Source organism: Paenibacillus periandrae (assembly GCF_022458865.1).
Lineage (GTDB): Bacteria > Bacillota > Bacilli > Paenibacillales > NBRC-103111 > Paenibacillus_S > Paenibacillus_S periandrae.
Window position 1 is genome coordinate 157,312 of sequence record NZ_JAJNMU010000002.1, and the last position, 19,950, is coordinate 177,261.

18 protein-coding genes are annotated in these 19,950 nt (G+C 46.4%); 6 read left to right on the forward strand and 12 right to left on the reverse strand.

Annotated elements, in window-relative coordinates; all coding sequences use genetic code 11:
* Nucleotides 1-103: 103 nt before the first annotated feature.
* From LRL21_RS03260 to LRL21_RS46155, 6 genes are all read right to left on the reverse strand, one after another.
* Entirely contained in the window at nucleotides 104-616 is a 513-nt protein-coding gene (locus LRL21_RS03260; RefSeq protein ID WP_240414330.1) for an adenine phosphoribosyltransferase, read from the reverse strand.
* On the reverse strand, nucleotides 613-3,051 hold the full coding sequence (gene recJ / locus LRL21_RS03265; protein WP_240414331.1) for a single-stranded-DNA-specific exonuclease RecJ: 2,439 nt from the start codon (nucleotides 3,049-3,051) through the stop codon (nucleotides 613-615). Before recJ ends, LRL21_RS03260 begins: the two co-directional genes overlap by 4 nt.
* 101 nt (nucleotides 3,052-3,152) lie before the next feature.
* Nucleotides 3,153-4,112 carry a cation diffusion facilitator family transporter gene (locus LRL21_RS03270; RefSeq protein ID WP_338044570.1) on the reverse strand — a complete coding sequence of 320 codons (960 nt, stop codon included), beginning with the start codon at nucleotides 4,110-4,112 and terminating at the stop codon, nucleotides 3,153-3,155.
* 54 nt (nucleotides 4,113-4,166) lie between these two features.
* Nucleotides 4,167-5,078 (reverse strand): protein translocase subunit SecF, encoded by a 912-nt coding sequence (gene secF, locus LRL21_RS03275; protein ID WP_240414333.1) that lies wholly within the window; start codon nucleotides 5,076-5,078, stop codon nucleotides 4,167-4,169.
* Nucleotides 5,068-6,294, reverse strand: coding sequence for a protein translocase subunit SecD (gene secD, locus LRL21_RS03280; RefSeq protein WP_240414334.1), 1,227 nt, complete (start codon nucleotides 6,292-6,294; stop codon nucleotides 5,068-5,070). Before secD ends, secF begins: the two co-directional genes overlap by 11 nt.
* Nucleotides 6,295-6,406: 112 nt before the next feature.
* Nucleotides 6,407-6,946, reverse strand: a complete 540-nt coding sequence (locus LRL21_RS46155) for a post-transcriptional regulator (protein WP_338044571.1) — start codon at nucleotides 6,944-6,946, stop codon at nucleotides 6,407-6,409.
* Between the two features lie 161 nt (nucleotides 6,947-7,107).
* On the opposite strand from LRL21_RS46155, the gene spoVB reads away from it, so the two are divergent.
* A complete protein-coding gene (gene spoVB, locus LRL21_RS03290; RefSeq protein WP_240414335.1) occupies nucleotides 7,108-8,673 on the forward strand; it encodes a stage V sporulation protein B in 1,566 nt (521 codons plus the stop codon).
* A gap of 36 nt (nucleotides 8,674-8,709) precedes the next feature.
* Here spoVB and LRL21_RS03295 read toward each other — a convergent pair whose 3' ends face one another.
* Entirely contained in the window at nucleotides 8,710-9,378 is a 669-nt protein-coding gene (locus tag LRL21_RS03295; RefSeq protein WP_240414336.1) for a DUF421 domain-containing protein, read from the reverse strand.
* A 348-nt stretch (nucleotides 9,379-9,726) separates the two neighbouring features.
* Between LRL21_RS03295 and LRL21_RS03300 the strand changes: the two genes are divergently transcribed.
* Genes LRL21_RS03300 through LRL21_RS03315 form a run of 4 tightly spaced genes read left to right on the forward strand, consistent with a single transcriptional unit; the run spans nucleotide 9,727 to nucleotide 13,243 of the window.
* Nucleotides 9,727-10,623 carry a metal ABC transporter solute-binding protein, Zn/Mn family gene (locus LRL21_RS03300; protein ID WP_240414643.1) on the forward strand — a complete coding sequence of 299 codons (897 nt, stop codon included), beginning with the start codon at nucleotides 9,727-9,729 and terminating at the stop codon, nucleotides 10,621-10,623.
* 21 nt (nucleotides 10,624-10,644) lie between these two features.
* Complete coding sequence (locus LRL21_RS03305) at nucleotides 10,645-11,409, forward strand: metal ABC transporter ATP-binding protein (protein ID WP_240414337.1); 765 nt, start codon at nucleotides 10,645-10,647, stop codon at nucleotides 11,407-11,409.
* Nucleotides 11,410-11,414: 5 nt separating this feature from the next.
* Entirely contained in the window at nucleotides 11,415-12,350 is a 936-nt protein-coding gene (locus LRL21_RS03310) for a metal ABC transporter permease (protein ID WP_240414338.1), read from the forward strand.
* Complete coding sequence (locus tag LRL21_RS03315) at nucleotides 12,347-13,243, forward strand: metal ABC transporter permease (protein ID WP_240414339.1); 897 nt, start codon at nucleotides 12,347-12,349, stop codon at nucleotides 13,241-13,243. Before LRL21_RS03310 ends, LRL21_RS03315 begins: the two co-directional genes overlap by 4 nt.
* 92 nt (nucleotides 13,244-13,335) lie before the next feature.
* On the opposite strand, the gene LRL21_RS03320 is transcribed toward LRL21_RS03315, so the two are convergent.
* A complete protein-coding gene (locus LRL21_RS03320) occupies nucleotides 13,336-14,637 on the reverse strand; it encodes an SLC13 family permease (protein WP_240414340.1) in 1,302 nt (433 codons plus the stop codon).
* A 136-nt stretch (nucleotides 14,638-14,773) separates the two neighbouring features.
* Between LRL21_RS03320 and LRL21_RS03325 the strand changes: the two genes are divergently transcribed.
* Complete coding sequence (locus LRL21_RS03325) at nucleotides 14,774-15,133, forward strand: TIGR04086 family membrane protein (RefSeq protein ID WP_240414341.1); 360 nt, start codon at nucleotides 14,774-14,776, stop codon at nucleotides 15,131-15,133.
* A 62-nt stretch (nucleotides 15,134-15,195) separates the two neighbouring features.
* Here the strand turns inward: LRL21_RS03325 and yajC are convergent, their stop codons facing one another.
* From yajC to LRL21_RS03345, 4 genes are read right to left on the reverse strand one after another with little or no spacing between them, the layout of a single operon-like run.
* Nucleotides 15,196-15,525 carry a preprotein translocase subunit YajC gene (gene yajC / locus LRL21_RS03330; protein ID WP_240414342.1) on the reverse strand — a complete coding sequence of 110 codons (330 nt, stop codon included), beginning with the start codon at nucleotides 15,523-15,525 and terminating at the stop codon, nucleotides 15,196-15,198.
* 31 nt (nucleotides 15,526-15,556) lie between these two features.
* Nucleotides 15,557-16,690: a tRNA guanosine(34) transglycosylase Tgt gene (gene tgt / locus LRL21_RS03335; protein ID WP_240414343.1), complete on the reverse strand. Its 1,134-nt coding sequence runs from the start codon at nucleotides 16,688-16,690 to the stop codon at nucleotides 15,557-15,559.
* 34 nt (nucleotides 16,691-16,724) lie between these two features.
* Complete coding sequence (gene queA, locus LRL21_RS03340) at nucleotides 16,725-17,777, reverse strand: tRNA preQ1(34) S-adenosylmethionine ribosyltransferase-isomerase QueA (RefSeq protein ID WP_240414344.1); 1,053 nt, start codon at nucleotides 17,775-17,777, stop codon at nucleotides 16,725-16,727.
* Nucleotides 17,778-17,784: 7 nt separating this feature from the next.
* The gene (locus LRL21_RS03345; protein ID WP_240414345.1) at nucleotides 17,785-19,944 is read right to left on the reverse strand and encodes a SpoIID/LytB domain-containing protein; all 2,160 of its coding nucleotides are present in this window, start codon (nucleotides 19,942-19,944) and stop codon (nucleotides 17,785-17,787) included.
* Between the last annotated feature and the right edge of the window lie 6 nt (nucleotides 19,945-19,950).

Consider the following 19,950-nt stretch of genomic DNA (forward strand, 5'->3'; position numbering starts at 1 on the left):
ATTTTTCATAGGCAATACGTCAACTTATTTACGACATTTCGACATATTTTGTCGAAAACAAAACCCGGACAAAGGCTCCGGGTTTTGTTTCAAAGCGTACCTTTTAGTAGGTTACCAATGAAATAATATCTATCGGACCCAGCTTTTCGCGTCCATTCAGCTCTAACAGCTCAATTAAAAAAGCAGCTCCGACCACTTGTCCACCTAACTGCTCAATCAGATTGATCGAGGTTGCAATGGTTCCCCCAGTAGCTAGGAGATCATCTGCAATCAGCACCTTTTGTCCCGGCCCAATCGCATCTTGATGCATGGCAAGCTTATCCTTGCCGTATTCCAAAGCATAATCCGCTTCAATGGTATGTCCCGGAAGCTTGCCGCTTTTTCGAATCGGTACAAAACCAACTCCCAATGCGATAGCGAGCGGCGCTCCGATAACAAACCCTCTTGCTTCCGGTCCGGCGATACAGTCAATTTCGACTTCCTTTAGCTGACGCGCCAGCTCATTAATAACTTCCCGATACACGGGACCATTTTGCAATAAGGTCGTGATGTCTTTAAAGCTGATGCCAGGCTGCGGGAAATCTTCTATAACACGGATATACGGTTTGAAATTCATATAATACCCTCCAATAATGGTTTGTTTGATCGTTTTGACTGCAGCAGCCATTCATGCAGCTCCTGAGTACTTGAATAAAGCAGGGCTTGCTCTACCTCGACATGAAGCTGTCGATTTTGGTAAATTTGAGATTGAGTGAGATCTTTTTTGTCAGGCTTGGCTACTAGCTTATAGCTTCCTGCATTTTGTGTAATTAAGCCCAGCTCAGTAAACACATCCAGCATAAATTGAATAAGACTGGAAGAAAGGCCAGAGCGCTTTGACAAACTCGCTATAAAAGCTGCCGACGGACTCGCTGCTGTCTGCTGTTGAACAGCTCCATACACAGTCTTAAACATATCTCGCGATGGCAATGCACCTTCATAAACGGTCCCGCCCTGATAAAATATCGCATAAATTCGTTCCATACCTGCTGCTGGAGTGACTGCTGCACCGAGGCTTGATAAGTCTGAGGGAAGATCGAAAAGAATCATATCAGTCACTGTGGACAGATTGCTCTGTCTAGCCAGCTCGTTCAAAGGCATCACGCTGTAGCGATTCTCCCTCGTCATCACCCACACGGGAAGCTTGTCAGCGATAGAGCCGAGCATACTTTTATTATGGGCATGAAACATGAGAATGCCTGCACGTGCCTCCCCACCGAAGCTTCGTTCATGAACCCGTTCCGCCAGCTCGGTAAGCTTAGGCTCTATCTTGGCAATTCCCCGCCAATCAAAAAGCTGCATATGAGCAATGCGTAAATCCTGAATCATCACCTGAGGCTTGCGGATACCGTTCCATTCATTTATGGAAAGCTCACCAAGAACATCCATGGCTGCGGTAGAAGAAATCCAGGGCAGCAGCGCGCTTTTATGAAAGCCTACGGCATCAAGGGTGGCGGCACTTTCATCTTTGATGGTCTTTAAAGTTATTTTCATATGCTGCTGTTCTTTACCAATGGTACGAAGCTCTTTATATGCAGCATTGCTAATAATGACCTTGGGCGTGGGATTCCCCATTCCGAAAGGCCCTAGAAGCTCGAGCTGTTGAACAGTCGTCACTCCAATTTCCTGTAGCGAGCATACCATATCTACATTCATGTAGGGAGTAAAATCGTCAGCACACAGCCATTCTTCTGCCAGTAGGTTCAAACGTCTTTCCAGCTCAGGCAGATGCTCTCGGGAAAGAGTCAATCCTGCGGCAGCCTGATGTCCTCCGTAATGATCGAGCAGCTCTTGACAATGACTTAAGGCCTGATATAAATCATAGCCCTCTATAGATCGTGCAGAGCCTTTGGCCAAGCCCGTTTCTTTATCAATACTTAACACAAGCGTGGGACGATAATATTTGTCAACCAGCTTGGAAGCAACAATGCCCACCACACCTACATTCCAGTCCTCTTGGGCAACGACCAGCACCTGCTTGAGCGGCGCTGATTGGCTTTCCTGAACAATCTCATAGGCTTGCTTGGTCATCTCTTCAACAATTCTTTGCCGTTCTTTGTTTAGCTGATCGAGCTGATACGCCATCTGTTCGGCATCCTGCTGATTATCGGTAGTAAGTAGACGAACGGCATCGTCGGCATGCTCAAGCCTTCCACTGGCATTGATTCGAGGGGCCAGAGTAAAGCCGATATGCGTTGAATTGACATCCTTCAAATTAATTCCCGCCGCGTCAAACAGAGCGCGTATCCCAGGGTTAGACGAAGACTGCATGCGTTTAAGTCCTTGCTTAACGATCATCCGGTTCTCATTCAATAAAGGCATCAAATCGGCAACCGTACCAATGGCTGCAAATTCCAGCAGCTCCGATGGCCAACGACCCAGCAGCGCTTGAGCCAGCTTGAAGGCTACACCAACACCAGCCAACTGCTTGAACGGATAAGGACATCCTGGCTTTTTGGGATTTATTATGATGCAATCCTGCGGCAATTGCTCCGGCGGTTCGTGATGATCCGTCACAATTACTTCAAGACCCAGCTGCCTGGCATAAGCAATTTCCTCGACCGCGCTAATACCTGTGTCAACCGTAATGATTAAGTGAACTCCCTGCTGCAAGGCTAAATCCAGAGCTTTGTTATTTAACCCATAACCTTCGTGAATCCGGTGCGGTATGTAATAATCAAAAACTGCCTGCATTTGATTCAGCAAATGAATCATCAAAACCGTGCTGCTGATCCCGTCAGCATCATAATCACCGTAGATGCGAATCTTTTCACCTTGTTCTATAGCCAAACGAATACGGGCGACTGCTTCTCCCATTCCATCCAAAAAGAACGGATCATGATTCCAATCCGTTCCTTCGTCAAGAAAAGCTTTGGCTTGTTCAATATTCGTCATGCCTCGGGCAATAAGCAGACGAGCAAGCAATGGTTCTATCTGAAGCTCCTGCGCCAGCTTTTCCACTTGATCGTCATCCGCTTCAGTTATGTTCCATTTTGCCTTTGCGTGAAGCATCTTTTACCCTCCTGAGAGCTTTCCTGCGGAAAGCTTACTACGTAAGCATCTACTGTGTTTTGCGCTGCAAAACTAGCTTCGTAAGCATCTACTTAGCTTTCCTAATGAAGCATCGAAGAAAATTGGTCCTGCTCCAAATCGATGTTATTTTTATAGGGATATCCCGCATCATATGGATTGACATGAATATATACCTCTGCGACATGAATATGCCGCTTCATTAAGGCTTGTTTGACCGTTTTTGCAATATCATGGCCTTCAAGCACACTTATTCTTGGATTTACACTGATTTTGATATCCACTATTACATAATGTCCCTGTTCCCTTGCACGCAAATGTTCGACAGCAATTACCCCTTTAATTACCTGCACCGTACGCATCAGCTCTGCTACATCCTCATCATGAAGCGTGTGTTCTAAGGTATGGTGAATCGATTCCATTACAAGACGGTAGCCCATTCTGACAACAAGTAAAGCTACCAATAAGCCTGCAATCGGATCCAGATAATATAAATAATTATTTCCCAGGTAATTACCTGATAACGCGCCCAATATTCCTATCAACACGACAAATGAAGAATACATGCCTAACCGGTGCTTGCGGGCGCTCTCAATCAGATCTTGATTCGACATTTTTTTCCCTAGACGGTATTTATATTGAAACATCGTTTCTTTAATAATGATTGATAACACAATTGCAATAAGTGCTGTAGCTTTCGGAGGCGAATCCACTCCATAATAAATCGTCTTGACGGATGAAAAACAAATCTCGATGCCAATAACCAATAACAATACGGACACAATGATGGCAGCAATGGATTCAGCCTTCCCCTGCTTATAATGAGGATTTCCATCAGATTGTTTGGCGGCACGCAGTCCCATCAGCATCGCACATGAATGTCCAGCAGTTGAAACTGAATGCAAGGCATCCGCAATGAGCGCCTTGCTTCCTGAAATATAACCGAATACACCTTTCAGGGCAGCAAGAAATATATTTCCAATGATTCCGATCCAGTAGGCGAATTCCGTTTTTTGAAAACGTTCCTCTGTCAAAAGAGCCACTCCCTAAAAATTGATAGAAAGGCCGCGGAACCGTTCAGTTCACGCGGCCAGCTATTATTCTTTTACTGCAGTTGCTCTTGGTTTAGAACTCAATGATTTGTTTTTCAGTAAATACCACAATGGGCTGGCTATGCAAATCGAAGAATAAGCTCCGGATGTTAATCCGATAATTTTGGCAAGTGCAAAAAGCTTGATTGATTCGCTACCAAAAACAAATAAACAAATTGCTGCGAGCAATACAGTAAGAACTGTGTAAACATTTCTTCTCATCGTCTGCCAAATACTATTATTCAGCAAATTGGAAAGATCCTGTGTAGTTTTAATTTTGGAGAAACGAAGGTTCTCACGAACACGGTCAAAAATAACGATTTTATCATTGATTGAATATCCGATGGTGGTTAAAACTGCTGCCAGAAACGGCAGATTGACTTCTAAACGGAAAATCGCAAACATCGCAATAACGACACAAGCATCATGCAGAATCGCAAGAATGGCAGCAAGAGCAAAACGCCACTCAAATCGAATACTTACATAGATACAAATCGCGATACTTGCAATAGCTACGGCATAGATCGCCTTAAGACCTAATTCTTGTGCAATATCCGGAGAAACCGTGTTGACCTCCTGAGAAACCGTATCCCCAAAGGCGGAAACCATAGCTGTATTAATTTGTTTGATCTGGTCGTCTGTAAGTATTATATCAAATCTGGCGGCGATATGATCATTATTCCCGCCTATGGATACAACCGAAGGCTTCAGATTGATTCCGTTAAAGACCTCTTCCGCTTTTTCCTTCGTTACGGCTTGACCTACGTTAATATCAAGTCCCGTCCCGGCTTTAAAGTCAACACCGAAATTCAAGCCGAAAATCGCTGTGACAATAAATCCTACAATCAATAAAACGATAGATATGGTAAAAAATTTGTTGCGGTTTTTCATAAAATCAAAATGGTCTCTATAATCCACGAATTTCCGCCTCCTTTACACCGTAATAAGAAGGTTTCTTGAACTTGTTACTTTTAATAATTAAGTACAATAACATTCTTGAGAAAAATATGTTGGTCAGAACACTGAGCACAATACTCATAATGGTCGTAAGCGCAAACCCACGAATGGCACCATTACCTACATAGTAAAGCACACCGGCTGAGATGATATTCGTAATGTTAGCATCCATAATCGTCCGGAAGGAGTGCTTGGAGCCTGATTTCAAGGACGACAGCAAGCTTTTTCCACTGCGAATTTCTTCCTTAATCCGTTCATAGGTGATGATATTGGCATCAACAGCCATCCCTATACCCAGAACAAAAGCCGCAATACCAGGAAGTGTCAAGGTTGCATTCATCCAGTCAAATACGACTAACAACAACCATGTGTAGGTGATCAGGGAGATGGCTGCAACAAAACCCGGTAAACGATAAAAAATAACCATGAATATTAAAATCAGGATGGAACCGATCAAGCCCGCTCTTACGGTTTGATCCAGCGAAGCTTTACCCAATGAAGCTCCCACGACCTGTGTATACTTTTCGGTCAGCTTCAACGGCAGTGCACCCAAATTGATGGTTGATGCGAGTTCAGTAGCTTCCTCAAACGTATAGTTACCGGAGATCGTCGCACTGCCATCTGTAATGACCGTATTAACTACCGGTGCTGACAATTGACGCTCGTCCAGATAAATAGCCAAAGGCTTGCCTACAAGCTTCTCGGTTACTTTTTTAAATTTCTCAGGATCCTTGACCTTGATATTGATCTGCGGACGATTAGTTTGGTCGAAGCCAATTTTGGCTGCGTTTTCCACAAAATCACTGCCCAGCATTTCTTTCGTTCCATCTGGACCGCGGAAAGTGAGCTCGGCCGGCTTCTTAATAACCTTACGAACCTCATCTTCATTTTTCACATCAGCCAAACGTACACGAATCCGGTCTTTTCCTTCAGTCGTAATCTCTGGTTCTGCAATACCCAGCTCATCCGCCCTTTTCATTAAACTGTTCGCTGTTTCTTTTAAAGCTTCCGCAGTAACGGGCTTACCTTCCTCAATAGCCTCCGCTACATAAAGAATTTCGAAACCACCTTTTAAGTCCAAACCCAATTTAATTTTGTTAACTAAACTCGGGCTTGTCCAGGCCACCAGCGCCAATGTAACGAGCACTACAGCCACAAATATTGCAATCCGTTTCATATGAGTAACGATCTCCTTCCAATCTCAATAGTCCTATTATACTCACCTGCTAAAATCGAGTCAATTTGATGATTTGCGACATGCCTCAACAGCAGCAAAAAAATAACCCCTTCTAGGCGAAAGGGTTGCTTTTATATATACTCATCGTCATCCAGTTCATAAATTTCGTCACCTTTAACGACAAAATGTCATTCACAATTTGATGAAGCGCAGGCATCCCTGTTTTCTGATATTTATCGCTAACGCATTCCCAGATTTCTCTGCCCGTAACATGCTCATAGCCGATCATTCTAAATTCCTCTGCCTTACTCGTGCAAATGCTCTCAATAAGCTCGTTAAGCTCCATTTCCGATAATGCGGCAGGCTCCTCATCAAATGCCTCACTTGAGAAAGCATCCACTTCCTCACCGTCTTCAAGCTCCTCGACATCGTCACCAACATCGTCACCAACATCGTCATTAGACATAATTACCTCAGAAATGTCCTCCTGTCCAATTACAAGAGGATCTGTCCGCACATCGGCTGCTGTCTCGTTCAACTCGGCTTCCGTAGTCAGTTTAAGAAAAGTCTGTTCCTGCTCGATAGTTTCTTGCTTCGTTTGTTCTTCTGAATGCTGAGCATCCTGCTCTTCCTTGCGCCCATCATGCTCCACCTTCACAACCTCCTGCCCTCAACCATCTTCCTCATTACTCATATTCGCTGCCAAGCAGGATTTTCCTTCTATATCCTGATCTTCGCGTTAAATATTGTGCATGCGTAGGGACAGGTACTGCATATCCATGTTAGTAGTCTCGGGAGGAAGAAGGAATCGATGTGACCAAACAATCGTTTTTGAAAGGAACGCTCATATTACTCGCTGCAGGTATTGTAAATCGTATTCTTGGCTTTATTCCCCGAATTACGCTGCCCAGACTCATCGGAGCAGAAGGCGTGGGACTATACCAAATGGGTTTCCCCTTTATGATTGTCATTTTAACCTTAATAACCGGAGGCATACCGATTGCTGTCGCCAAGCTGATTGCTGAAGCTGAAGCAGAAAATAATGAAAGCCGGATCAGACGTATTCTTCGGCTGGCGATGACACTGACGGTGTCGCTCGGTATCCTGTTCACTCTAGCCAGTCTGCTCGGAGCACAATGGATTGCCAACCACCTGCTAACCGATTCGAGAGTATATTACACTTTTTTATGTATGACTCCCATTATCATTCTGGTCGGAATCGGCTCCGTGCTGCGCGGTTACTTTCAAGGCAGACAAAATATGATCCCGACTGCAGTGTCACAGGTTGCAGAAACAATCATACGTATTTTCACCGTGCTTGCCTTTGCCTATGCCCTGCTTCCGTATGGTATTGAATACGCAGCAGCGGGAGCAATGGCTGGAGTGATGGTAGGCGAAGCTGTAGCTCTGTTGGTGCTTTTCCTTTATTATCGACGAAGTCGCAGTCAGACAACCCCTTTTCCCATTGCAAAAATCGGAAGCGTGCCGCTTGTCGGCCGTCTGGCAAATTTGAGACAGCTTTTGAAGCTAGCCTTGCCCATCACCGGAAGTAAGCTGGTAGGCTCCTGCTCTTATTTTCTTGAATCGATTCTAATTATTCGCAGCCTTGCCGCGGCAGGGATTGCCACCAAGCTGGCAACAGCACAATATGGGATGCTTCAGGGTATGATCATTCCGATACTGCTGCTTCCAAGCGCGCTGACCTACTCCCTATCCGTTTCACTCATTCCTTCGTTGTCGGAAGCGGCTGCACGTAACGATATGCAAACGATTCATAATCGGCTTCATCAATCACTCAAGCTTGCTTTGGTTACAGGAGCACCCTTTGTCATGATTATGTTTGTATTGGCCGAGCCGCTTTGTGATCTGATGTATGGACAAAGCCAAATCGCCCCAATGCTGAAAATGATGGCCCCGGTCGCTCTCTTTATTTATTTTCAGGCCCCCCTGCAAGCCAGTCTGCAAGCATTGAATCGCCCCGGCTCAGCGTTAGTTAATACGTTAATTGGCTCGGTGATTAAGCTTGCTCTTATCGTTGGACTTGCAGGTCAGCCTCAATTTGGCATTCTCGGGGCTGTCATGGCTATCAATATCAATATCATGCTCGTGACGGTACTGCATTGGCACAGTGTGGTGAGACTGCTTCATTTTCGAATGCAAATGATGGACTTTGCCAAGGTCGGCTTAGCCATGTTCGTATCCGGCTGGTGCAGCTATATCCTGATGTATACACATTGGATGGACGGGGAAGCTTTACGTTTTGCGGTCTCTTGTATTGCTGGTGTAATTATCTACTTATCGTGTTCAGTTCTATTGCGACTTATTGACCGCACTGATCTGACACGTGTACTCATGCTTGGACGCAAGCTAATCAAGTAAGCCGCAGCTGCAAAATTAGGATGACTCCAGTTACAACTACCTGCGGCGATCCACAAACCATTTTCCGCGGTGATCAAATGTACAGAAAAATACATCCTTGAATTCCTTGATTCCTTGCAGCTGAAGCTCACTCTTAAGCCAAAACCGCGTTTTCCCCAGCTTCTCCAGATTCTCATCCTGCACCTTGCCATCCATAATGAGCGGTAACGGCAAGCCCTCGTAACGAAAAAGACTTTTTCCTTCAGCCGGTGCAGCGGCAGGCTCCTTTTTCTCGACGACAGTGAGCTTGCCCGAGGGCTCCAGAATAGCGAACTCGACATTGGCTACGTCCATCACCTTACTTTGGCGCAGCTGCAGCAATAAGTCATCCAGGTTATAGCGCTGTCGTCTCATCTCCTCACGGTTGAGTTTTCCATTCTCAATGATCAATGAGCTCTTGCCTTCAAAAAGTCTGCGAATCTTTTCATTTTTTAATGACAAATAGGCAATGATCAGTTGTACTCCTACCAGCGTGAACATCGGCAAAATACCATCCATAAGCGACTTATTCATATCCTCAAGCACAAATACCGCAATTTCTGCAATCATGATCGAAATCACCAAATCAAAAACGGACAGTTTGCCAATTTCTCGTTTTCCCATAATTCTCATCGTAACAAACACAATTAAGTACACGAAAATGGTACGAAAAAAAAGCATCAGCATATGGGTTGACCCTCCTGCGCATATTCCAAGCCTATTGTGGCCTCTATCCATACACCTCATACTCGAGTTGATTTGCGAATTGTTGCCAGCACAAGACCAAAAAGTTTCCCTAAAGAAACTATTTGTCCCAAGGAAAATAATTGTTGCAAGGCAAACATTTTTGCTGTAGGATAAAATGCATATCGGTTACAGGTTTGGGTTTATTTTTTTGTCCTAATTGTTTCCCTACACCAAAACATTTGTACCAAGAAAACATTTATAGGAGTGATCGCATTGACGAAGGTAAGTCAAAAACAGATATCCTCAGCTCTCCATAGGTTCATTATTATTGTTAGCAGCATCTGCTTTATGGCCATTATAGCCGCTTGCTCTACCCTCGATATGTCAGACAAACCGGTTTCCGGTGACACTAAGCTCAAGGTAACAACGACTGTCGGGATGATTACAGATGTTGTACAGCAGATCGGTGGAGATCATGTTGCCGTTACAGGTTTGATGAAGCCCGGAGTAGACCCTCATCTGTATAAAGCTTCACAAGGTGACATTCAAAAGCTGGATAATGCCGACGTTATTTTCTACAACGGTCTACATCTTGAAGGAAAAATGGGTGAGATTTTTGAGAAAATGGCCAAGAAGAAAACAACTGTCGCCGTATCCGAAAAAATCGATCGCGCCAAGCTGCGTTCCGGTGCCGAAATGGACAGCGAATTCGACCCGCACATCTGGTTTGATGTCAGGCACTGGATGCAAGCTGCCGAATCGATCCGTGACACTCTGATCAAGAAAGATCCAGCACACAGCGAGGATTACAGGAAAAATGCAGAAGCTTATCTCAAGCAGCTGGATGTTCTGCATAAGGAGGTAACCGAACAGATCAAATCGATACCTGAACAAAGCCGGGTACTTGTTACTGCACACGATGCGTTCGGATACTTTGGAGATGCTTACGGAGTTAAGGTGATGGGGCTGCAAGGCATGAGTACGGCGTCTGAAGCAGGTACCAAGGATGTCACAGACCTGCGCGATTTTCTTGTCAAACATAAAATAAAAGCTGTGTTTATCGAGTCCAGTGTTCCTCGGAAAGCGATCGATGCTGTCATTCAAGGAGCCAAGGAAAAAGGCCATGAGCTGACTATCGGCGGTGAGTTATTTTCCGATGCTATGGGTGAAAACGGTACGCCGGAGGGTACCTATCTCGGAATGGTACGCCATAACGTCAATACAATTGTTAAAGCCCTAAAATAAGCTTAAGGAGGAGAATGAACGATGAGCACCACACCGCTGCAAATCACGAATATGTCAGTCGCATATTTAAAGAAGCCCGTACTTCGCAATGTTACCTTTGAGGCCCCTGAGGGGAAGCTGATTGGAATTGTAGGTCCCAATGGAGCTGGAAAATCAACTCTGATCAAGGCTGCGCTCGGACTGATTCCAAGTCTGACTGGTGACGTATCCATCTACGGACGTCCTTATGCAGAACAAAGAAATCTTGTCGGCTATGTACCGCAGCGTGAATCCGTAGACTGGGATTTCCCTACCCATGCCCTAGATGTTGTCATGATGGGACGTTACGGGCATCTGGGATGGTTCAAACGTCCTGGCAAGGCTGAAAAGAAAATCGCCATGGAATGCCTTGAAAAGGTCGGTATGGCTGACTTTGCTGATCGGCAAATCAGTCAGCTCTCCGGTGGACAGCAGCAGCGGATTTTTTTGGCAAGGGCGTTGGCTCAGGATGCTCAGCTGTATTTTATGGATGAACCATTTGTTGGTGTCGATGCAGCTACGGAAAAAGCTATTATCACACTGCTGAATGAACTGAAAATGCAAAAAAAGACCGTGCTGGTCGTCCATCATGATATCGCCACAGTGAAGGAATATTTCGACTGGGTCATGCTGTTGAATGTGCAGATTATTGCCTTCGGTCCAACAGAGCAAGCTTTCACATCGGCTAAGCTCCAGGAAACGTATGGCGGCAGACTCACCATGCTGGAGCACGATGACCGCTCGGCTTTACTCATAGATTCGAGGTGAAAGGTATGTTCTCGTGGTTTCAATTATTTCTCGATCCGAATACACAGTGGATACTTCTCGGCTGTATGCTGCTTGGATTAAGCAGCGGGGTTATCGGTTGCTTTGCCTACCTGCGTAAGCAATCCTTAATGGGAGATGCATTATCACATGCGGCGCTCCCGGGAATTTGCATTACTTTTATGTTGACTGGCTCCAAGTCCATTCTGCTTTTTCTGGCTGGAGCAGCTATTGCAGGAATTATTGCCACATTCGGAATAGGCTATGTGACACGGCATACCCGAATCAAGCAGGACTCGGCGCTGGCAATCGTACTCTCTGTGTTTTTTGGATTCGGTATCGTGCTGCTCACGCAGATCCAGCACAGCGGGAGCGGCAATCAAAGCGGCTTGGATAAATTCCTGTTTGGCCAGGCCGCGTCGATGGTTAGATCGGATGTAATTATTATTTCGATCATATGTCTGCTTTTGCTAGGCATCAGTACGTTATTATTCAAGGAATTCAAGCTTGTCAGCTTCGACCCTGGATTTGCCCGCGGTATGGGCTACCCTGTTGCCTTTCTGGAGCAGCTTATTATGTTTCTCATAGTCATAGCTGTCGTGGTGGGAATCCAGGCGGTAGGCGTCGTTCTAATGGCTGCCCTGCTCATTACCCCGGCCGTATCTGCAAGGTATTGGACCGATAAGCTTGGTGTGATGATTGTGATATCAGGATTGTTTGGTGCTTTGAGCGGTTTCATAGGCACTTTGATCAGCGCAAGCGGGAACAATCTGCCGACAGGACCCTTGACTGTGCTTGCGGCAACTGCCCTCTTTGTCCTCTCTTTGTTAGCTGCTCCCCGGAGAGGCGTCATCTCCAAGCTGCTCGTTCGTGCTTCGGTCCGCAGCCATGTGCTTCAAGAGGAAAACAAACTACAAATGGAGCAAAGAGGTGAAGCAGGATGAGCACCTTCTGGATAATACTAACGGGAGCTTTGGTCGCCAGCACCTGCGGAATTGCAGGCTGCTTCCTGGTGCTGCGGAAGATGGCGATGATAGGAGATGCAATCAGTCATGCCGTACTTCCTGGTATTGTGATAGCCTTCCTGCTTACAGGTTCCAGAGACTCTTTGTTTATGATGCTTGGAGCTGCGGCGATTGGTCTCATAACTGTTTTTCTGATTCAATTGTTCCATCATAGCGGTGTGCAATCGGATGCAGCCATCGGTGTTGTGTTTACTGCACTATTCGCGGTTGGGGTCGTTCTGATCAGCATCTTTACCAAGGATATCGATCTCGATCTCGACTGTGTGCTGTATGGGGAAATTGCTTATGTACCCTGGAATACCGTTCATATAGGCGGGGTCGACATCGGACCCAAAGCTGTATGGGGAGTCGGTCTGGCTCTGCTGCTCACAGTTATTGTGATCTCCTTGTTCTACAAGCAGTTTAAAATTTGCTCGTTTGACCCGGCAATGGCTGCAGCCGTAGGAATCCCGGTTGTTTTGTTTCATTACCTGCTAATGGGACTCGTTTCTATAAGTACCGTAGCATCCTTTGAAAGTGTTGGTGCCATCCTCGTTGTTGGCATGCTCGTAATACCTCCTGCGACAGCTTATCTGCTCACTGAGAAATTAAGCACAATGATCCTATACAGCGTCATCATTGGCTGCTTCTGCTCCATTATTGGCTATTATGTCGCTCATCTACTGGACGCCTCGATTGCCGGCAGCATGATCAGCATAGCTGGCTGCTTCTTCGTTGTGGCATTATTGTTTTCGCCTACACACGGCGTATGGGTTCGCAAATGGAAGCAAAAACAATTCATTCACGATGACAGCGCACAATCAGGTGTGTAATGGTAAACACAGCTGCGTTATGAAAAACCCAAACAGCCGTATTCGTCATAACAACGAATACGGCTGTTTGCCAATCTGTCAGCAGGCTTGCGCTAATAATACATATATTTCACATAAGCGGTTGCTATTAAAAGCGAGACGAGTGTAATCGGCGCTCCTACCTTCAAAAAGGTACTGAAGGTGACGGGATGTCCGGCTCTACCGGCGAGTCCTGCCGCAATGAGATTGCCTGCGGCCCCAACTAATGTACCGCTCCCCCCTAATCCAGCCCCAAGAGCTAAGGACCACCATAGTGGATGTAATGCCCCTTGAGTTTGAATGCCGAGATCTTGAATGATCGGAATCATTAGTGCGACAAACAATGTATGATCTATCGTTGCCGAAACCAATCCGGTTAGCCATATAATAAGTATAGAGACATACATCAAATTTCCAGAGGTAAGCTCCATGGCTTTGATGACGATGGTTTCAACGATTCCAGCCTCAATGATCCCGCCCACTACAATAAACAAACCGCAAATGTAGAACAAGGTGTTCCAATCTACTGAGCTGTAAATCTCAGTCCAGCTGTACGTTTTGTAATTGACAAGTGACATCAATGCCGCACCTGCTAACGCTACATAAGCCACCTCAAAGTGCAGTATCGGATGCAGCAGGAAGGCGGCCAGCACAAGTACCCATACCGTCAATACCTTAACAACCAAACCTTTATCCTTAATATAGGAGCTTGGCTGTATGGACATCAGGTCAACCATCGAGGTTTGTGTAGCCCTCCAGCTTTTTGCATAAAACAGACTTAATAGCCCTACCGTCACTACCCATATGATAATCACAGGAGGTACAAGATTAATCAAGAAATCATTAAAAGTAAGTCCCGCCTTCGTACCCATGATCATATTGGGCAGATTGCCAATCATCGTCGCGGTGCCACCCAGGTTCGCGGTTATTATAATAGTGGTCACGAAAGGAACAGCGCTGACTTTCATCACCTTGGCGATGGAAATCGTAACAGGAATTAGTAATAAAATAGCGGTTAAATTATCCAGCCAAGCTGCTGTTACCGTACTTAGCATTGCCAGAGCAATAAGCAGGACAGACGGCTTTCCCTTAGAGATCTGCGCCGCTCTGGCTGCCGCATATGCAAATATGCCTGTTCGATTTGTCAATCCGATCATAACCATCAGGCCTATCAAAAGCCCGATTGCCTGCCAAGGCAAATGGTACCCAAAGGTCGAACCTGCTTCGACAATGCCTAATAAGACCATTAGCAGCCCTGCGCCAAGCGCTGCATACGTGCGGTGCATCAGCCCGGTGACAATCCAAATTAAAGTGAATAAGGCAATAATAATGGCAGCTAATACCTGCCAGTTGGCAAGGTTGTGAACCGTACCCATACAATCACTTCCTTTCACTCACAATTATGCCATTCCCGATATTTGATTGTTCAGGAACGGATCAACCTGTACTAATTTTATGTACGGGCCCATACAATGATGATAAGAACCTCTATCTGAAAGGAAGAGAGCCGGAATGAAGTCATCCCCCATATTATCCGGATTAATGGTTGCTATGATATTCATGCTGCTCGGAACACTCATGACCTCGCTGCTGATGCTTGCGACCAACTTACAGGAAAGCTCATTGTACAGCTATACCATGTCCATTCATGGAATAGCCATGCTGATCGGCGGCATGACAGCGGGAAAACGAAGTGGAACGAGAGGCTGGTATCATGGAGGCATGCTTGGATTGGTGTACACCTGTATCATATGGATCATTGGTTTTCTGACTTATGATGCCGGATTTACTCAACAAACCTTGTACCTGACAGCGCTGACACTAGTATCAGGTGCACTCGGAGGCATCCTTGGCATTAACTTCAAAAAATAACGTACAACAAAAATGCGAGTCCATCCATATCTGTGGAGGCTCGCATTTTCCCTTACAGCAACCTATTTCTTCTCGTCTACGGCAGGTTGGTTCGAAACAGCGTTGATTGCTGAGCGTTCGAATGTAAGCTTCGTCACATCATTAACTCGTAGGATGATCGTATCATCGGAAATCTCCAAAATAGTACCATGAAGGCCGCCAATCGTTACGACTTTATCGCCTTTTTTCAAATTGCTCAACATCATACCGCGAGTTTTCTGACGTTTTTGCTGTGGACGAATCAATAAAAAGTACAACACAACAAACATCAGCACAAGCGGACCGTATGTAACCAAATACCCTTGTAATCCCGGATCTCCAGCAGCAGCATCAGCAGCAACTAAAAACGACATTTCAATCTCCCCTTTTATCTTGAACTATAGTTTAAAAACCTCTTCCGTTCTCATGTAATCCATACTTGTCAAAAAAATGATCACGGAAATCAAGCAGACGATCCTCAAGAATCGCTTGTCGAACCTGACGCATCATCTCGACCAAAAAATGAAGGTTATGATAGGTCGTAAGACGAATACCAAATGTTTCATCCGCTTTAATCAAATGCCTGATATATGCTCTGGAATAATTAGTGCAGGTATAGCAAGAGCATTCAGGATCAAGCGGACCAAAATCCTCTGCGTACTGGGCATTCCGAATCACCAGTCTTCCCGAGCTGGTCATAACCGTACCATTACGGGCAATACGAGTCGGCAGCACACAGTCAAACATATCAATTCCACGAATAGATCCTTCAATAAGCGCATCTGGAGAACCGACACCCATCAAATAACGAGGCTTATTCGCAGGCAGGATAGGAACCGTGTAATCCAGCATCTCATACATTAGCGGCTTGGATTCACCAACACTCAGTCCACCAATAGCATAACCCGGGAAATCCATGGAAGTCAACTCAGTTGCACTTTGTTTACGCAGATCCTCGTACATTCCGCCTTGTACAATCGCAAATAACGCCTGATCGTGCGGGCGAGCATGACTCTGCAAGCAGCGTTCCGCCCACCTGGTTGTCCGCTCTAATGACTTCTTTACATAGCTATGCTCAGCCGGATACGGTGGACATTCGTCAAAAGCCATAATAATATCGGCTCCCAGCGAGTTTTGTATCTCAATCGATTTCTCAGGAGAAATGAACAGCTTGTCGCCATTCAGATGCGACTTGAAGGCCACACCCTCCTCCGTGATTTTTCGCATGTTGCTAAGGCTAAATACTTGAAAGCCACCGCTGTCTGTCAAAATCGGACGATCCCAATTCATAAAACCATGCAGTCCGCCTGCGCGTCTAACGATATCATGTCCAGGTCTGATGAACAGGTGGTAGGTGTTACTTAAAATAATATGCGCGTCCATCGCTTTTAATTCTTCCGGACTCATTGTCTTTACGGTAGACTGAGTACCTACGGGCATAAACGTAGGTGTCTCGATAATCCCATGAGGTGTATGAACGCGTCCCAAACGGGCTCCCGATTGCTTGCATGTCTTGATATGCTCGTAGGTAATTGCCATCTCTAATCACTCTTCCTGCTGAACTTATATCGAACTAATAAATAAACATTGCATCGCCGAAGCTAAAAAAACGATATTCCTGATCAACAGCCTCGCGGTATGCGGCCAGTACCTGCTCTCTCCCTGCCAAAGCGCTGATGAGCATAAGCAACGTCGATTTCGGTAAATGAAAATTCGTTAATAACGCGTCCACAATTTGAAAGGTATAACCTGGATAAATAAAAATACCTGTCCATCCGCTGCCGGCCTCAACTCGCCCGGATTGCCCACTATTGCGGGCTACCGTTTCCAGCGTTCTCGCCGAGGTGGTGCCCACAGCGATGACCCTGTGTCCTCCTGCTTTGGCTGCATTAATACGGGCTGCCGCCTCTTCACTCACCTCATAGTACTCTTCATGCATCTCATGTGTCTCCACATCATCTACAGAAACGGGTCTGAAGGTTCCGAGTCCTACATGCAGCGTAATATAGGCTAATTGTATACCTTTTTGTTCCAGCCTATTCAAGTAAGCTTCGGTAAAATGAAGTCCTGCAGTCGGCGCAGCGGCCGAGCCCTCATTTCGGGCATATACAGTTTGATAACGCTCTTTCTCCGGAAGCTGTTCTTTGATATATGGCGGGAGCGGCATTTGACCTAACCGGTCCAGCAGCTCCGGGAAAATCCCTTCATAGCTAAAACGCACCACACGTCCGCCCATGTCTGATTCTTCCTCAATGGTAGCCGTAAGCAAGGGCTTGCCATCTGCTTCTGCTTCACCAAACAGAATAACAGCCCCTGCTTTGAGCCTTTTACCCGGGCGTACCAATGCTTCCCACCGGTCACCCTCCAGCTGCTTCAGGAGCAGCAGCTCCGCTTTTGAGCCTGTGCCCGATTTCACACCAAAGAGCCGTGCTGGCAGCACCCGTGTATCGTTCAACACGAGTACATCCCCGGCTTCCATATAATCAATCAACGCTGGGAAAGCTGTATGATCCACCGCGCCTGTTGTTTTATTTAACGTCAACAAACGCGAAGCTGTACGATCCTTCAAAGGGGTCTGTGCTATTAGTGAATCCGGTAACTCATAATCGAACCAATCTACTTGCATATTCGCTTCATTCCTTGATTATCGAGACTCCTACATAGTAGGTCTGCAATATTTTTTTGTAATCATAGCCAAGCTCTGCATAACCTTTGGCTCCCCATTGGGACATGCCAAGGCCATGACCATTACCGGTTCCTTTAAAAACATACTGGGATGTTTTATTCGTCATTCGTACTTTGTTGTCGCCACTGAGCACAAACAGCTGCGTATCAGCAGCAGGCTTCGCAGTGCCAGTTCCACCGATAACCATCACATTAGGCATGGCAGCCGATTGATTGCGTACCGTACTATCTGCTCCCAATACAGTATACCTTCCTGTTTCCTCAATTTCAAACCGGGTGCTGGGCAGACCGTTAAATAGTGTACGCAGCGCATCCGGATAATCAGGCTCCAAAAGCTGGCCATTAGCTGTCATTTCAATGACACGGCCTGATGCTCCGCGTCCTTTCACTTCCAATCGGTCAAGAGCACCCGTAATCGGCTTCTTCAGCACGGTGTTCACTTTTTCCTTTAGCTTGTCCGCATCATAGGGACCTCTGATCCATGAGTAAGCATTGGATTCCACAGCTTGATCAAACACAACGAAACGGTCTCCAATATTAACCTTGAAGGCAGCAGGATTAGCCGTATTATCTACATAAGGAGCAGGACGTACGGCAATGTCCGTACCCGTTGATTCATAGTAAGGCAGACCGGCCGGATTTTTTTGCCCGGTATCCCTTGCATAGGAAGAATGAATGTAGCCATTATTCCCATTTGGCAGCACGATCCGATACCAAACCGCCTTGCCTTTCTCTGCTCCTTCATCGGGAGTAGCAACGCTTTTCAAATAGTTGACCTTATTCCCCCATACCTCGATTGACTCAGCTGTCATTCCACCTGCATTCGAATAAAACAAAGGTGAGATCAAACCCGCCTGCTCCATGATGACTTCTCCTTGAGTTGCCATGACAGCTTGCGAGGCAGTGGCGAATTCGGCACCTGCACCCTTATAAGCCTGGTCCAGAGTCGTATCGGTGAGATGGGCAATCTGATATTTGATACCCTGCTTTAATGCAAAGGTTCGCGCAGCAACCGCCTGTGCTTTCAAAGCCTCAAGCGGCCACTCCTTGCTCAGCTCCGAGCTCACGACCGAGACCAGATATTGCTCGAAAGGCAGCTCATTAATAACAGCAAGCTTGTTGTTGAGACGCGACAATTCAATCAGCCCCCGGTAACTCCGCTCCGATCGTTCCAGGACAGTTACGGTTTCAGCTGATTTCGATGCTACGGCAAGCTTAACGCCTGTTCCTCCCAAAAGGAGCCGCTGAATCGTTCCGCCTGTAGTGGATGAAGGGTCAGCGAGCGTTCGTGTGATCACATACGTAAGACCTGCATCGACAGGCTGCAAGGAAATACCAGGTACGGTACTGAACTGCTGCTTGGCAGCATTCAGCTCAGTCGTATCCAATGCGGCGGCTACCAGAACAGCAAAGGCAGGTGCACCTGCGGCTGCATCCAGGTACGCTATGTCGGCATCCAAGCCGGCTTGTCCGATGACTGCGGCCTGCGCCTGTGCCTCAGCTTCTGTTGCGTAGCTGCCTGCAATCCAGTGCAGAGGCCCCTTTACTGCTGCTGTATAGCCTTTGCTGGCTGCAGTCAAATCCGCCACCGTCCTGGCTTTGGTGAGCGCAGCGGCCGCCAGCTCCTTGGTTGTATAAGGGCCCAGCTCCAATTGGTATGCTGGTTTCCCGAGCTTTGTGCGAACGCTGATACTTGCATCCAGCTTTAAATCGGTCAGCTTTTTGGTGAGTGTACGGGCCAAACTCGCATCCGGTGTTTCCAGCACCATCACACTGTAAGAATCAAGCTCCACGCGCAGCAGGCTTTTATCTGAGGTCGCAAATAGCGGCTTCAGACCCGCAGCATTTCTCAAGCTGACATCAAGCCCTTTATCTGCCGATAAAGTAACATCCGGCGTAGCTGCGCTATATTTTCCTGTATCGATAAATAACGCTATTCTAATCAGATCCAATTTGGGTACGACGGTTGCTGCATAAGCTGTAGCCATATGACCTGCCAGCATCCACAATGTGCAGCTCATAAGTAAGAGCAGGCTTGCTTTATACCGAAGCTTTTGTGTCGATTTCCCCCAACCGCTCATATGCAGTTGGTACCGGTGCTTTCCCATTACCGT